At 66.3% G+C, this 13655-nt stretch carries 13 protein-coding genes; 9 read left to right on the top strand and 4 right to left on the bottom strand.

Annotated elements, in window-relative coordinates:
* Window positions 1-3 precede the first annotated feature (3 nt).
* The 8 genes from AAFG50_RS14055 (at window position 4) to AAFG50_RS14020 (ending at window position 7664) form a co-directional block, all read left to right on the top strand.
* Entirely contained in the window at window positions 4-300 is a 297-nt protein-coding gene (locus tag AAFG50_RS14055) for a nucleotidyltransferase (RefSeq protein ID WP_011085837.1), read from the top strand.
* A gap of 32 nt (window positions 301-332) precedes the next feature.
* Window positions 333-1106, top strand: a complete 774-nt coding sequence (locus tag AAFG50_RS14050) for an RsiV family protein (protein WP_028172294.1) — start codon at window positions 333-335, stop codon at window positions 1104-1106.
* A 128-nt stretch (window positions 1107-1234) separates the two neighbouring features.
* A complete protein-coding gene (locus AAFG50_RS14045; RefSeq protein ID WP_028172295.1) occupies window positions 1235-2227 on the top strand; it encodes a tripartite tricarboxylate transporter substrate binding protein in 993 nt (330 codons plus the stop codon).
* A 161-nt stretch (window positions 2228-2388) separates the two neighbouring features.
* Entirely contained in the window at window positions 2389-2880 is a 492-nt protein-coding gene (locus AAFG50_RS14040; protein WP_011085834.1) for a tripartite tricarboxylate transporter TctB family protein, read from the top strand.
* A gap of 3 nt (window positions 2881-2883) precedes the next feature.
* On the top strand, window positions 2884-4395 hold the full coding sequence (locus AAFG50_RS14035; protein WP_011085833.1) for a tripartite tricarboxylate transporter permease: 1512 nt from the start codon (window positions 2884-2886) through the stop codon (window positions 4393-4395).
* Window positions 4396-4446: 51 nt separating this feature from the next.
* Window positions 4447-5436, top strand: a complete 990-nt coding sequence (meaB, locus tag AAFG50_RS14030) for a methylmalonyl Co-A mutase-associated GTPase MeaB (protein WP_028172296.1) — start codon at window positions 4447-4449, stop codon at window positions 5434-5436.
* Window positions 5433-6080, top strand: a complete 648-nt coding sequence (locus AAFG50_RS14025) for a pyroglutamyl-peptidase I (protein ID WP_028172297.1) — start codon at window positions 5433-5435, stop codon at window positions 6078-6080. The genes meaB and AAFG50_RS14025 overlap by 4 nt, the downstream gene beginning before the upstream one ends.
* A 213-nt stretch (window positions 6081-6293) precedes the next feature.
* Window positions 6294-7664, top strand: a complete 1371-nt coding sequence (locus tag AAFG50_RS14020; RefSeq protein ID WP_028172298.1) for a TIGR03808 family TAT-translocated repetitive protein — start codon at window positions 6294-6296, stop codon at window positions 7662-7664.
* A gap of 118 nt (window positions 7665-7782) precedes the next feature.
* On the opposite strand, the gene AAFG50_RS14015 is transcribed toward AAFG50_RS14020, so the two are convergent.
* The 4 genes from AAFG50_RS14015 to AAFG50_RS14000 form a co-directional block, all read right to left on the bottom strand.
* Window positions 7783-8580 (bottom strand): TIGR03809 family protein, encoded by a 798-nt coding sequence (locus AAFG50_RS14015; protein ID WP_049832423.1) that lies wholly within the window; start codon window positions 8578-8580, stop codon window positions 7783-7785.
* A gap of 486 nt (window positions 8581-9066) precedes the next feature.
* The gene (locus tag AAFG50_RS14010; RefSeq protein WP_028172300.1) at window positions 9067-10752 is read right to left on the bottom strand and encodes a S8 family serine peptidase; all 1686 of its coding nucleotides are present in this window, start codon (window positions 10750-10752) and stop codon (window positions 9067-9069) included.
* A 15-nt stretch (window positions 10753-10767) separates the two neighbouring features.
* The gene (locus tag AAFG50_RS14005) at window positions 10768-11463 is read right to left on the bottom strand and encodes a hypothetical protein (protein WP_011085827.1); all 696 of its coding nucleotides are present in this window, start codon (window positions 11461-11463) and stop codon (window positions 10768-10770) included.
* A complete protein-coding gene (locus AAFG50_RS14000; protein ID WP_028172301.1) occupies window positions 11460-12029 on the bottom strand; it encodes a sigma-70 family RNA polymerase sigma factor in 570 nt (189 codons plus the stop codon). The genes AAFG50_RS14005 and AAFG50_RS14000 overlap by 4 nt, the downstream gene beginning before the upstream one ends.
* Before the next feature lie 439 nt (window positions 12030-12468).
* Here AAFG50_RS14000 and AAFG50_RS13995 point away from each other — a divergent pair, with 439 nt between their 5' ends.
* The gene (locus tag AAFG50_RS13995; protein ID WP_028172302.1) at window positions 12469-13626 is read left to right on the top strand and encodes a GGDEF domain-containing protein; all 1158 of its coding nucleotides are present in this window, start codon (window positions 12469-12471) and stop codon (window positions 13624-13626) included.
* The last annotated feature ends 29 nt before the right edge of the window (window positions 13627-13655 follow it).

The raw sequence follows: 13655 nt of genomic DNA, 5'->3' as shown, positions 1-13655 counted from the left end.
TTCATGACACGTGATGAGATCATCGCTGCGATCCGCAAGAACGCCGATGCCATCAAAGCCAAGGGCGTCTCGAAGCTCGCCATCGTCGGCTCGCGGGCCGACGCCGACTATCGGCCGGACAGCGACATCGATGTCCTGGTCGAGGTCGAACCGGAGGCCTCCTTCTCGCTGCTCAACCTGATCGACGTCGAGCAGATCATCGAGGACGCGACCGGCTTGCAGGCGCAGGCGACTGTCCGGCGCTCCGCCTCCCCCCACTCTGCGCAGCAGATCGCAGACGACATCCTCGAAATATTCTGACGCTCACGTAAGGAGCACTCCCCTTGAAGTTCATGATCGGTTTGAGCGTCGCCATGGCGCTTAGCGCAACGTGCGTGATCTCCGCCTTCGCCGCGGATCCAAAGCCCGACGCCGTCGTCAAGACCAAGAGCATCGAGGCGCGCGTCTTCCTCGACGACAGGATCAAGGCGGATGCAGCGCTCGCGGCGGATTGCCTGGCCGAAGGCAGGAAGTGGCTCGACAAGAACGCGGCCGAGGCCGCCGCCGCGCGCAAAGAAGATCCGCAGTTCTTCAAGGACGGCGGCTGGGACTTCGAGCGCAAATATGCGATCCGCTCGGTCGTTGCCGACCGCTATGCCAGCATCCTGCGCAACGACTACATGGACACCCACGGCGCCCATCCCAATTCGGACGTGAACACGATCCTCTGGGACAAGACCGAGCGCAAGCGCATCTCGATCCGCCCGTTCTTCAACGAGACCGCCGATGGCGGCCCGACCATGAAGGCGATGCTGAAAGCCGTGATCGCCTCGCTCAAGGCCGAGAAGAAGAAGCGCGACACCAGCGAGACCGCAACCGACGAGTGGTTCAAGAGCGTGGAGCCGAGCCTGCTCAAGATCGGCGCGGTGACGCTCGCCCCGTCGACCGAAGCCGGCAAGAGTTCCGGGCTCACGTTCCACTATCCGCCTTACGCGGTCGGTCCCTACGCCGAAGGCGAATATGTCGCATTCGTGCCGTGGGAGACGCTGAAGCCTTACCTCACCGCGGAAGGCACGCGCATTTTCGGCGGCGCACGACCGAAGGGCGATGTGGAAGAACCGCAATGATCATCGCGTGAGCAGCGACACATTGCTCACAGCGCTCTGGTAGCGCTACCTTGCAGCCGCGCTGCAAAGCTGACTAGAATGCCGTCATTAAGAGCGCCCGGTGTCACGGGCGCCGCTGGGAGGCATTCATGTCCAAGATTACGCGCCGCGCTTTTGCGGCTTCATCCGCCGCGGTCGCGGCGTCCGCCGCATTCGGTCTCACGCCCGCCCGCGCCCAAGCCTATCCGGCGCGGCCGGTCACCGTGATCGTGCCCTGGGGCGCCGGCGGCGGCACCGACGCGACTGCGCGCATTGTCGCAGCCCTGTTGGAAAAGGACCTTGGCCAGCCCTTCAACGTGGTGAACCGCACCGGCGGCTCCGGCGTCGTCGGCCATACCGCGATCGCGACTGCGCAGCCCGACGGCTACACGATCGGCATGCTCACGGTCGAGATCTCGATGATGCACTGGCAGGGCCTCACCGAGCTGACGCCGAAGAGCTACACCCCGCTGGCGTTGATGAACGAGGACCCGCCCGGCATCCAGGTCTCCTCCTCCTCGCCCTACAAGACGGTCAAGGACCTTGCCGAAGCGATCAAGGCCGCGCCGCCCGGCAAGTTCAAGGCCTCGGGCACCGGCCAGGGCGGCATCTGGCATCTGGCGCTGGTCGGCTGGATGCAGGCGATGGGCCTGCCCGCCAACCAGGTCGCCTGGGTGCCGTCGAACGGCGCCGCGCCCGCGATGCAGGATCTCGCCGCCGGCGGCCTCGACCTTACCACCTGCTCGGTGCCGGAAGCGCGCGCCATCATCGAGGCCGGCAAGGCAAGGAGCCTCGCCATCATGGCGCCGGCGCGCAACCCAATCTTCCCGGACGTGCCGACGCTGAAGGAGGCGATGGGCATCGAATACGCGACCGGCGCCTGGCGCGGCATCGGCGCACCCAAGAACCTGCCCCCGGAGCTCGCAACGAAGCTCACCGCGGCGCTGAAGAAGGTCTACGACTCCGCCGAGTTCAAGGACTTCATGAGCAATCGCGGCTTCGGCACGGTGTGGGGCGATGCCGGCCAGTTCGCTGGCTTCATGGACAAGGGCGACGCCCAGATGGGCGAAGCGATGAAGGCCGCAGGTTTGAGCAAGGCGTGAACCTTCACCTCTCCCCGCGTGCGGGGAGAGGTCGAATTCGAGCTCCGCTCGAATTCGGGTGAGGGGGGTCTCCGCGAGTCCAACTCTCACCGTCCGCGCGGAAAGTCCCCCTCTCCCCGTAAGAACGGGAGAGGGAGAAGAAACCCCACAGGACTCCTCCCATGCGTCTTCCCGACTCCGTCACGGGCTCGTTTCTCGTCGTGCTCGGCGCCGCTTCTGCCTATGGCGGCTACATCTTGCCGCCGGTGCCGGGGCAGCCGGTCGGCCCCAACGTGTTTCCGCTCGTGATCGGCACCGGGCTTGCGCTGTGCGGGCTCGCGATCGTGTTCGGCATCGGCCATTCCTTCGAGGAGGAGGAAGAGCTGATCCCGCTGGAGGGCGGCCAGGCCGCAAGCCCGCCGCCGCAGGGCAAGCTCTACGGCCTGCGTGCGCTGCTGCCGCCGGCGCTTTTGCTGTTCTACGTCGTCGCCGCCGACCGGCTCGGCTTCATCATCACCGCGGCGATCATGGTCTACGTGACCTCGACCGCGCTCGGCGCCAAGTGGAAGCTGGCGCTGCCGCTCGCCGCGCTGTCGCCCTTCGCCATCCACCTCATCTTCGGCAAGCTGCTGCGCGTGCCGCTTCCTGCCGGCCTGCTGCCGACGCCCTGGTGATCCATGCTGAAGACCCTGATTGAAGCGTTCGCGCTGATCTCCACCTGGGAGGTGGTCATCGCGATGTTCGCGGCCTCCGTTTACGGCCTCGTCATCGGCTCGCTGCCGGGCCTGTCGGCGACGATGGCGACCGCCCTGCTCGTCCCCGTCACCTTCTATCTGTCGCCGATCGCCGCGATCGCGACCATCGTCGCGGCGTCCTCGATGGCGATCTTCTCCGGCGACATTCCCGGCGCCCTGCTGCGCATTCCCGGAACGCCCGCGTCCGCCGCCTATGCGGACGAAGCCTATGCCATGACGCGCAAGGGCCAGGCCGAGCTGGCGCTCGGGGCCGGCGTCTGGTTCTCAGCGGTCGGCGGCATCGCCGGCGTGCTGTCGCTGATGATCTTGGCGCCGCCGCTCGCTGAGGTCGCGCTGTCGTTCTCCACCTTCGAATATTTCTGGCTGGCGCTGCTCGGCCTGATGTGCGCCACCCTGGTCGCGCGCTCCTCGCCGGTGAAGGCGATCGCCGGCATGTTCCTCGGCCTGCTGGTCTCCTGTATCGGTATCGAGAATCCCGGCGGCGTGCCGCGCTTCACCTTCGGCATTACCGACCTGTTCGGCGGCATCGAGCCGATCCCGGCGCTGGTCGGCGTGTTCGCGGTGGCGCAGGTGATGCGCGCGATGCTGACGCCGGAACCACCTCCACTGCCGCGTCGAAAATTCGGAAGCATCATGGCCGGCCAGTGGAAGCTGACCAGGAAATACCATTGGCAGATGACGCGCGGAAACATCGTCGGCATCATCATCGGGGTGCTGCCCGGCGCCGGCGCCGACATGGCCGCCTGGGTCAGCTACGCGATGTCCAAGCGCTTCTCCAAGGAGCCGGAGAAATTCGGCACCGGCCATGTCGAAGGCCTGGTCGAGGCCGGCGCCAGCAACAATGCCAGCATCGCCTCGGGCTGGGTGCCCTCGCTGCTGTTCGGCATCCCCGGCGACACCATCGCCGCGATCGCGATCGGCGTGCTCTACATGAAGGGGCTCAATCCCGGCCCGACGCTGTTCACCGAGAAGGCGTCGAGCATGTACGCGATCTACCTGATGTTCATCATCGCGAACATCCTGATGATCCCGCTCGGCATCGCCATGATCCGGATCGCCGCCTACATCCTGCTGGCACCGCGCTCCGCCATCATGCCGATCATCATGCTGTGCTGCGCGGTCGGCTCGTTCGCGATCGGCAACAACATGTTCGGCGTCGTCACCGTCGCCGCCTTCGGCGTGATCGGCTACGTGATGGAGGCGAACGGCTATCCCGTCGCCGCGATGGTGCTCGGCATCGTCATGGGCACCATGGTCGAGCAGGCCTTCGTGACCTCGCTGATCAAGTCCGACGGCAGTATCCTGCCGTTCTTCGAGCGCCCTGTCGCTGCCATCCTCGCCGCCATGGCGATCGGCGCACTGCTGTGGCCAGTGATGGTGTGGGTCTGGCGCAAGGTGAAACCGGTGCAGACGGCGGCAGCAACATCCCGGTGATAGGGGGCGGGCGGCCCTCGCCTGCCCCGCCGGGGCGTTGTAAAGCAAGGCATGGTTGAGAAGAAGGTTTCACTGGACATCAAATCCCTCGCGCGCGACCTCCGCTCCGGCAGTCGCGCGGCCCTCGCCCGGGCCATCACGCTGGTGGAGAGCCGGCGCGGCGACCACCAGGCGCTGGCGCGGGAGCTCGTGCAGATGCTGCTGCCCGACACCGGCAAGGCGTTTCGCGTCGGCATCACCGGCTCGCCCGGGGTCGGCAAGTCCACCACCATCGACGCGCTCGGCACCTATCTGATCGAGCAGGGCCACAAGGTCGCAGTGCTCGCGGTCGATCCGTCCTCGGCGCGCAGCGGCGGATCGATCCTGGGCGACAAGACGCGGATGGCGCGGCTGTCGGCGTCGGATGACGCCTTCATCCGCCCCTCGCCATCCTCGGGCACGCTCGGGGGCGTCGCCGCGAAGACGCGCGAGGCGATGCTGCTATGCGAGGCGGCCGGCTTCGGCGTCGTGCTGGTCGAGACCGTCGGCATCGGCCAGTCCGAGACGGCGGTCTGCGACATGACCGACTTCTTCCTCGCATTGATGCTGCCCGGCGGCGGGGACGAGCTCCAGGGCATCAAGAAGGGCCTGGTCGAGCTCGCCGACATGATCGCGATCAACAAGGCCGACGGCGACAATCTCAAGCGCGCCAACATCACCGCCGCCGACTATCGCAGCGCGCTGCATATTTTGGCGCCGCGGTCCGAGCATTGGCACCCGCCGGTCGAGACCTATTCGGCGCTGACCGGCGACGGCATCGCAAAGATCTGGCAAAAGGTCCTCGATCACCACAAGGCGATGAACGCGTCCGGCGATTTCGCCGCGCGCCGGCGCGAGCAGCAGGTGAAATGGATGTGGTCGATGCTGGAGCAGCGCATGCTGGCGCGGCTGCGCAGCGAGGCATCGGTCCGCACGAAGGTTCGGAAGATCGAGGCCGAAGTCGCCGACGGCCATCTCACGCCGGCGCTCGCCGCCGAGCAGATTCTGGGGCTGCTGCAATGAGCCAAAAGCTCCGCGTTCTCCTGACCGGCTTCGGTCCCTTCCCCGGCGCGCCCTATAACCCGACACAGCCGCTGGTGGCACGGCTGGCGCGGCTGCGCCGCCCGGCACTCGACGACGTCGAACTTGCGACCCACATTTTCCCTGTGACCTATGCCGCCGTTGACCGGCAATTGCCGGAGGTGCTCGCGGCGCAAAAGCCCGACGCGCTGCTGATGTTCGGCCTTGCGGCGCGGACCTCGTACCTGCGCGTCGAGACCCGCGCGCGCAACGCGGTCACCATGCTCTGGCCCGATGCCGCGAACACGCGCTCGAGCAAGCGCGGCATCGCCGGCCATGCGGATGCGATGCTGTTCGGCCCGCACACCGCAAGGCTGCTGCGCGCCGCACGCCTCACCGGCATCGATGCACGCGCCTCGCGCGATGCCGGCGCCTATCTCTGCAACTACTTAAGCTGGCGCGCGATCGAGAACGCGAGGGACGGCGGGCCACGGCTGGCGGCGTTCATCCATATTCCGCTGCTTGCGCGCAGCGGTACAGTGCGGCTCAAGGGTGCGCCACGGATCACGCTGGAGGAACTGGTGGATGCCGGGGAAGCCATGCTGATGGAAATGGTGCGATTGGCCCGGAAGGCCCGCACTTCGTAGGGTGGGCAAAGGCGCACTTGCGCCGTGCCCACCTTCTCTTTCAATCCGGGTGACAATGGTGGGCACGCTGCGCTTTGCCCACCCTACGGCACCTCGCTTTGCGTAAACATTTAACCCTACCGCGAACAATCCTCATCGCCCCGGCCGCCGTGCGCCATTTCTGCGCTACCTAACCGCTGCGGACACTTCCCGCGTCCGCCGGAGGACGCATCCATGGACCTCAACCGGCGTCATCTCATCGGAGCCTCGACCGCCGGCATCGCCGGCGCGCTGGCCATGCCGGTCGACGCTGCGCGCGCGGCGCCGCTGACGTCGCTGCTCGGCCGCGATGCCACGCAATATGGCGTGCGGCCCGGCAGCAGCGAGGACCAGACCCGCGGACTCCAGCGCGCCATCGACGAGGCCGCGCGAGCGCAGATGCCGCTGGCGCTGCCGCCAGGCGTCTACCGCAGCGGATTGCTACGGCTGCCGAACGGCACACAACTGATCGGCGTGCGCGGCGCGACGAAATTCGTCTTCACCGGCGGGCCGTCGGCGATCCAGAGCGACGGCGCCGATGCGATCGGCCTTTCCGGCATCACCTTCGACGGTGGCGGCATCCCGCTGCCGACACGGCGCGGACTGATCCACGTTCTCGGCGGCCGCGACGTCCGCATCACCGATTGCGAGATCACAGGCTCCGGCGGCAGCGGCATCTGGCTCGAGCAGATCTCAGGCGATATCTCCGGCAACATCTTCACCAGCATCGCGGTGACGGCCGTGGTCTCGTTCGACGCCAAGGGCCTCAGCGTCGCCCGCAACACCATCATCGGCACCAACGACAACGGCATCGAGATCCTGCGCAGCGCGATCGGCGATGACGGCACGCTGGTCGCAGACAACCGCATCGAGGACATCAAGGCCGGCCCCGGCGGCTCCGGCCAGTACGGCAACGCCATCAACGCCTTCCGCGCCGGCAATGTGATCGTGCGCGGCAACCGCATCAAAAATTGCGACTATTCCGCGGTGCGCGGCAATTCCGCCTCCAACATCCACATCACAGGCAACAGCGTCAGCGATGTGCGCGAGGTCGCGCTCTATTCCGAGTTCGCGTTCGAGGCCGCCGTGATCGCCAACAACATTGTGGACGGCGCCGCCGTCGGTGTCTCCGTCTGCAATTTCAACGAGGGCGGCCGCATCGCGGTGGTCCAGGGCAACATCATCCGCAATCTGATCCCGAAGCGGCCGATCGGCACCGCGCCTGACGACGATGCCGGCGTCGGCATCTACATCGAGGCGGATACCTCGGTGACCGGCAACGTGATCGAGAACGCGCCGTCCTACGGCATCGTCGCCGGCTGGGGCAAATATCTGCGCGACGTCGCGATCACGGGCAACGTGATCCGCAAGGCGCTGGCCGGAATCGGCGTCTCCGTGGTGCCGGGCGCCGGCACCGCGCTCGTCAACAACAACATGATCTCCGAGACCCCGCGTGGCGCTGTGGTCGGCCTCGATCACGCGCGCGCGGTGACGGCGGATCTGGCGGCGGACGGCGCGCAGCGCTTTGCGCAGGTGGTGGTCGGCGGGAACGCGGTGCGGCGGTAGCTGCGCGGCAGCGGACGGGCCGTTCATCCTTCGAGGCTCCCCATGGGACGCGTTGCGTCCCATGCCTCACACCTCAGGATGACGGGTTTGAAAAGGCGCGGCCGCCTCACCTTTCCTCTTAGAACGTATTCCGCAGCAGCGGGTATTTCGCTTCGATGCCGTCGAGGCTGAGGGTGAATTCGACGACGCGCTCGGGGGCGGCGACGATTTCGTCCGCCGGGGGCGAGAATTGCTGCAGCAGCGTTGCCACCGCGGCAGGCGCCTTCACTGCAGGTGCGGCAACCGATGCTATTGCAGCGGGTTCGGCGAACGGCGACCTCACGGGAGGCGCGGTGCGCGGCGCCAACGCAGCAGGCGCTGCGGACGGCGGCCTCACGACAGGTACCGTCGGCAGCGCCCTCGCCGCGGGAGCCTTGAGCGGGGGGACGGCGGCGGGTGCAGTGAACGATGCCACCGCAGCGGGCGCCGCGAGCGGTGCGCTGGGAGCGAGCGGCACGAGCGGGGCTTCGGTCACCTCGGCGAGCACATTCGGCGTGGGGGCGAGCCTGACCGGCACGGCGGTCTCGGGGGCGATGTGGACCGCCTTCGGCTGCATGGTCTGGGCCTGCTGCTCGCGCGGCGCCATGCGGGGCATTGTCGCCGGCGACCAGCCGAATGCGGGGGTGACGCTCGCGGCCGCCGCGGCAACGTCCCCGCCGGTGGCGATGGCGCGCCAGGTCTGGACGGCGCGCTTGGCTTCCTGGATGTTTTCGAGGAATGCGATCTCGGAGTGATAGCGGCGCCAGCGTCCGGTCTCGAACATTTCGGAGAGATGTTGCAGCCGCTGTTCCGCGAGAACGCACCAGCGTGCCGCGATCTCACGGCTACCAGCCGCGCCGCGAACAAGATCGCGAACAGACTCTTGGCGATGTGTCATGGACCAGCCCGTCAGGAGAAAAATACGGACGCGGGGGACGCAACGCACACGAATCAATTTAGACGCGACATGAATATTTTGTGGAAAAGTTTTGACTTGTCCAGCAACGACACCTCGTTCGTCGTCAAAGACCGTAGTCGTGCGGAGATTTGCTGTGTTTTCGAGTCAAGCTTCGCACAAGCATAGCGGGCGTGCGAGATGCCGGCCGACCGATGGCGATGAACGCAAACGCGATCGCTCAACCGGAAGCTGATCTCAAACACGGCTTCAAGGAATCGGATGCCCCGAAAAGAAAAGACCCGTCCGGGGGGACAACCGGACGGGTCGAGCCATATGGGCGCTTGGGGTGGATGGGCGCTCGCGCCTGATATGACTGATGGGGAGGGATGACCGCTCCCACATAATTTGGTCGTGGCAGCCGGCTGAACGTTCAATGCGGCGTTCGATTATTTAACCTTCGACCCGCGCGCAAAGTTGTCGCAGCGCCTATCGCGTCGCCGGCCTATCCACCTGAGAAATCGTGGATTTATCATCCGAGCTCGACAGCGAGGGCTGCTCGATCGCGCGGATGCCGGGCTCGTCGCGACGTGGCTGCCCATCTTCACGTTTTGTTGTACCGGACGCAGCCGCAACCGGCGTCGCGCTGTCGGCGGGAACAGCCATGATCGCGGCAAACGCATCGGCCTCGCCGTCGCCGAACAGATCATCACGCCCGGGTGAGCCGAGATCGCGCGCGGTCTTCGCAAGCGTCATACGCAGCGCCTCCGGCTTGAGCGCGTAGTTGCGCTCGAGCAGCAGCGCCGCGACGCCGGAGACATAGGCCGCCGAGAACGAGGTTCCCGACGTCATCTGGTATTTGCCTTCCGGCGCCGGCAGGAAGATGTCGACGCCCGGCGCCGCCAGCGCGATGTAGTTGCCGCGGTTCGAGGCGGTGAACAGCTTGTCCTGCTGGTCGGTCGCGCTGACCGCGATCACGTTGGGATTGGCGGCGGGATAGAGCGGCGGCGATTTCGCACCCGCATTGCCGGCGGCCGCGATCAGCACGAGGCCGCGCGCCGCGGTCGCCGCGATGGCCCGCTCGATCACGGCATCCTTCGGACCTGCAAAGCTCATATTGACGATCTGCGCGCCATGCTCGGCGGCGTAGTTCAACGAGCGCAGGATGATATAGGACGAGCTCTCGGCGCCACCCGTGGTGCCGCCGAAGGCGCGGATCGCGATGATGCGCGCCTCGGGCGCGCTGCCCATCAGCCGGGCATGCGCCACGATCGCCCCGGCGATGCCGGTGCCGTGAATATGCGGGCCCTCGGCGCTGCCGAGCGCGTCGAAATTGTCGGCGATGGAATTGGCGAGCTCGGGATGTTTGGCGTCGATGCCGGAGTCGATCACGGCAACCGTCACGTTGGCGCCGTGCGCCAGCGTGTGCGCCTGCGGGAGGCGAAGCTTTGTCAGCACATATTGCGCGGGATCGCCCTCGGTCGGCACGGAGGATTTCTGGTCCTGGAGCACGTAGCGGAAGTTGGGCTGGACCGAGCGCACGCTACCGTCGGCGGCGAATTCGCGCCGCACCGTCTCGGCGGGCCGGCCGTCGGTGATGCGGAACAGGCCGAAGGTCGCCCCGATCAGCGGGAAATTCTCGGACGCGACGCGCGCGAGGCCGTGGCGACGCGCGAGCTCGTCGGCTTCGGTCACCGATAGCGCGCCGTCGATCTCGGCGACGAATTCGCCTGCGAAGATGCGCTGGTTCAGGGCGACGGGCGTGTTGTTGCCGCGCCCCTTGCCCGCGCTCTTCTTGCCGGACTTGCCGGCGCCGTCACCGCCTGTATTTGGCTGCGCCAGGCATTCGCCGTCGGCGTCGCGGTACGGTGCCGTGCAGGACGGATACAGGTTCGGCGAGTAGCGCGCATAAGGCAGCACCGGCGCCGGCCCGATTCGGGGCGTAGAGATACGTGCGGTCGTCGTCGTGCGCGGGCCGCGATCAATGCTTACCGCCCGCGCAGCAACGTTGGGAGAGATGGTCGGCGTGCGCGAGGGAACGCTGATCGTGGGCGTGCGCATGATCGCCTGCGCCTGCGCAACCTCGACGCCGAGACTGGCGGCGAGCAGGAGCGCGGCTCCGACCGACGAAGCGTAGGCCCCGGCTCGCGACTTACTCTCGGACTTGCGCGTCATCGGTTCAGCGGCGCCTTACGGCGCCGCGACGGCGAGGTTGACGAACTTCTCGCGCTGCATCCTGCCGAGCAGCGAGGCGAGTTCGTCCTGGCTCATCGCCTTGTCGAACTGGAGGCGGAACATGCCGCCCTTGGCATCCCCGATGATCGAGGCCTGGTAGCTGTCGAGCAGCGCCGTGATGTCGGCGACCCGCGCCTCGGGCGTGAAGCGCACCAGCGCGCGCGCCGGCGCAACGGCAGCGCCAAGCTCGCGCGTGATCGGCGCGCTGGTCGAAAGCGAGGCGGTCTGGAAGGTCGTGGGCTGGGTCTTCATCAGCACCGCGCCGATGATGCCGGCCTGGAGCACGAGCGCGACTGCACCGAGGCTCGCCGACCAGGCCAGGGTCCGCGGCGACAGGCTCGCGAAGAAGGTCGCGATGCGCGCCGACAGCGGCAGCGATCCGGTCTCACGCGCCGGCTCGGCGTCGATCGCGCCGAACAGCTTCTGCATCGCGCGTGCCGACGGAGCCCCCAGGCTCTCGTTCAGATGGATGGTCTCTTCGTACTCGCCGCGGATCGCGGCATATTGTTTCGCGAGCTCGGGATCACGCGCCAGCGCGTCCTCGACGCGGCGGGCGTCGCGCGCGTTCAGCGTGCCGGCCGCGTGCCACGGCAGCAGCAGTTCAATCTCACTGGGCTCTTGCTCCAGCATCTTTTTGCTCAAAGCCATCATGGCCAGCCTCGCTCAACGCCGGCTGCCTTCAGCAGTTCGGCCAGTTTCTTGCGCGCATGGAACAAGCGCGTCTTTACAGTGTTCTCCGGTATCCCGACGATTTCGGCCACTTCTTCCACGGACTTCTCGTGGTAGTAGACGAGATCGACGATTTCCCGGTGTTCCGGCGAAAGGCCCGTCAGACACTCCCGCAACGCTTCACTGGTATCCTTCTTCTGCACCACCGTTTCCGGATTGTCGGACGTATCCTCAATCGCGTTCGCGGCGTCTTCGTCCAACTCAAAGTCCTTCCTGCGCCGGAGCGCCGAGAGGGCCTTGAATCGGGTAATGGCCAGCAGCCAAGTGGAAACTGCGGATCGACCCTCGAACTTGCCGGCTTGACGCCAGACGTCGAGAAACACCTCGCTGATGAGGTCTTCCGCCGCCTGCTCGTCCCGTACGAGCCTGAGGCCGAACCTGTAGACCCTGACATGGTACCGCCCGTACAGCACCTGCATGGCAAGCCGGTCACCCTGAGCGATCCTGGCGATGAGGATCTCGTCCGAAGCCGCCTGTGTCACGCTCAAAGGCCGTCTCGCAAGGTTGGTCGGGTCGATGCAGCGGACGGTTCGACGGCAGGTGCAAAATTGTTCAACCTACCGCAGTCATACGGGAGCTTGTGTGATCTACCCCACATACGCGGATTTTTCCTGTCCCGCCCGTGCGGGTCGGCCGTTTGGATCCAGATCGGTAACATAATACTGCAACATTTCCCTGCGGAACGCCTGCCCGGTCACGGGCGGGCCGACCAAGTTCGGTTCCATAGCAGTCCTGCACGACGTATGTCTCACGAAGGCCTGCTTTGGCTCGACCGCATCGCAAACGATGCCTAATCGCCGGCAAATTCCCCCAGCGACCGACATCACCCTGTTCTGCGCTGCACGGTTCGGATTCGCTTCCAAAGGATACCAAACCTAAAGGCTTGCCACGTAGATTTTTGGGCTGACATCCACCATTGGCGGGACCATGAACACGGCCGCGACGTCCTTTCCGGAGAGGAATGCCGCTGAGGTCGCGGAACTCGCTCTCGCGCCCGAGGCGGCGGCCCCCGAAGTCCGGGAGCGCCGGGCCCGGCAGCGCCGCCAGATGTATGTCGGCCAGGTGGCGAGCTACTCGCTCGGCGCCTCGGTCCTGCTGATCTACGCCTATGACGGCGCGATCTCGGTCGACATTGCCTCGCTGTTCTGGTTCGGCGGCCTCCTGATCATCGGCACGTTCACCGTGCTGTCGGAAGCCGGCGTCGGCGACAGATTCACCGACCACTATCTCACCGTCTTCCAGATCTCGGCGCATATGGCGCTGCAATTCGTGTTCCTGCTGTCGGTCCCGACCATCGGCATCGCCTTCATCTGCGTGCTGTTCCTGATCTTCGCCTTCGGCACGCTGCGCATGACCTCGGCCCAGGCGATGATCACCTGGACGCTCGCAGCCATCGGCCTTGCCGCCGTCTTCCTCGCCTCCGACCTGCCGATCGGCATGCCCGTTGCAACCCGGCTGCAGCGGACCGCCTCGATGCTGTGCTTCGTGCTGGTGATCGGCCAGTGCGCCTTCCTCGGCCTGTTCGGCGCCACGCTACGCAAGATCCTGTACCAGCGCAGCATCGAGCTGAAGGCTGCCTATCAGCGCATCGAGGAACTGGCCGAGCTCGACGAGCTGACCGGCTCCTACAACCGCCGCTGCATCATGCGACTGCTCGACGTCGAGATGGACAAGTCGCGGCGGGCATCGACATCTTGCGCGATCGCGCTGATCGATCTCGACTGGTTCAAGCGCATCAACGATGCCCACGGCCATCCCATCGGCGACGAGGTGCTGCGCACCTTCGCGATCACCATATTCGCCAACATCCGCCCGACCGACTGCTTCGGCCGCTACGGCGGCGAGGAATTCCTGCTGTTGCTGCCGGACACCGACGGCGAGGCGGCCTCGCGCATGCTCGAGCGCTTGCGCAGCATCGTCGCCGATCTCGACTGGAGCGCATTCTCCCCCGGCATGCGCGTGACGATTTCCGCGGGCGTCGTGACGCTGCGCGACGTTGATACTGCCGACACGTTTCTCGCGCGCGCCGACAGCGCGCTCTATTCAGCCAAGGCGCAAGGCCGCAACCGTATTGCAACGAACTGACCAACCCATTTTCTCCGGCACGTGAGAAG

The organism is Bradyrhizobium sp. B039, from assembly GCF_038965675.1.
GTDB classification, from domain to species: Bacteria; Pseudomonadota; Alphaproteobacteria; order Rhizobiales; family Xanthobacteraceae; genus Bradyrhizobium; species Bradyrhizobium diazoefficiens.
The sequence above is the reverse complement of the archived record's forward strand: the minus strand, read 5'-3'. Positions and strand labels throughout refer to the sequence as shown.

Excerpts from the sequence above, each read along its gene's own strand:
- AAFG50_RS14055 (WP_011085837.1), top strand. The coding sequence starts at position 4 with ATGACACGTGATGAGATCATCGCTGCGATCCGCAAGAACGCCGATGCC.
- AAFG50_RS14050 (WP_028172294.1), top strand. The coding sequence starts at position 333 with ATGATCGGTTTGAGCGTCGCCATGGCGCTTAGCGCAACGTGCGTGATC.
- AAFG50_RS14045 (WP_028172295.1), top strand. The coding sequence starts at position 1,235 with ATGTCCAAGATTACGCGCCGCGCTTTTGCGGCTTCATCCGCCGCGGTC.
- AAFG50_RS14040 (WP_011085834.1), top strand. The coding sequence starts at position 2,389 with ATGCGTCTTCCCGACTCCGTCACGGGCTCGTTTCTCGTCGTGCTCGGC.
- AAFG50_RS14035 (WP_011085833.1), top strand. The coding sequence starts at position 2,884 with ATGCTGAAGACCCTGATTGAAGCGTTCGCGCTGATCTCCACCTGGGAG.
- meaB (WP_028172296.1), top strand. The coding sequence starts at position 4,447 with ATGGTTGAGAAGAAGGTTTCACTGGACATCAAATCCCTCGCGCGCGAC.
- AAFG50_RS14025 (WP_028172297.1), top strand. The coding sequence starts at position 5,433 with ATGAGCCAAAAGCTCCGCGTTCTCCTGACCGGCTTCGGTCCCTTCCCC.
- AAFG50_RS14020 (WP_028172298.1), top strand. The coding sequence starts at position 6,294 with ATGGACCTCAACCGGCGTCATCTCATCGGAGCCTCGACCGCCGGCATC.
- AAFG50_RS14015 (WP_049832423.1), bottom strand. The coding sequence starts at position 8,580 with ATGACACATCGCCAAGAGTCTGTTCGCGATCTTGTTCGCGGCGCGGCT.
- AAFG50_RS14010 (WP_028172300.1), bottom strand. The coding sequence starts at position 10,752 with ATGACGCGCAAGTCCGAGAGTAAGTCGCGAGCCGGGGCCTACGCTTCG.
- AAFG50_RS14005 (WP_011085827.1), bottom strand. The coding sequence starts at position 11,463 with ATGATGGCTTTGAGCAAAAAGATGCTGGAGCAAGAGCCCAGTGAGATT.
- AAFG50_RS13995 (WP_028172302.1), top strand. The coding sequence starts at position 12,469 with ATGAACACGGCCGCGACGTCCTTTCCGGAGAGGAATGCCGCTGAGGTC.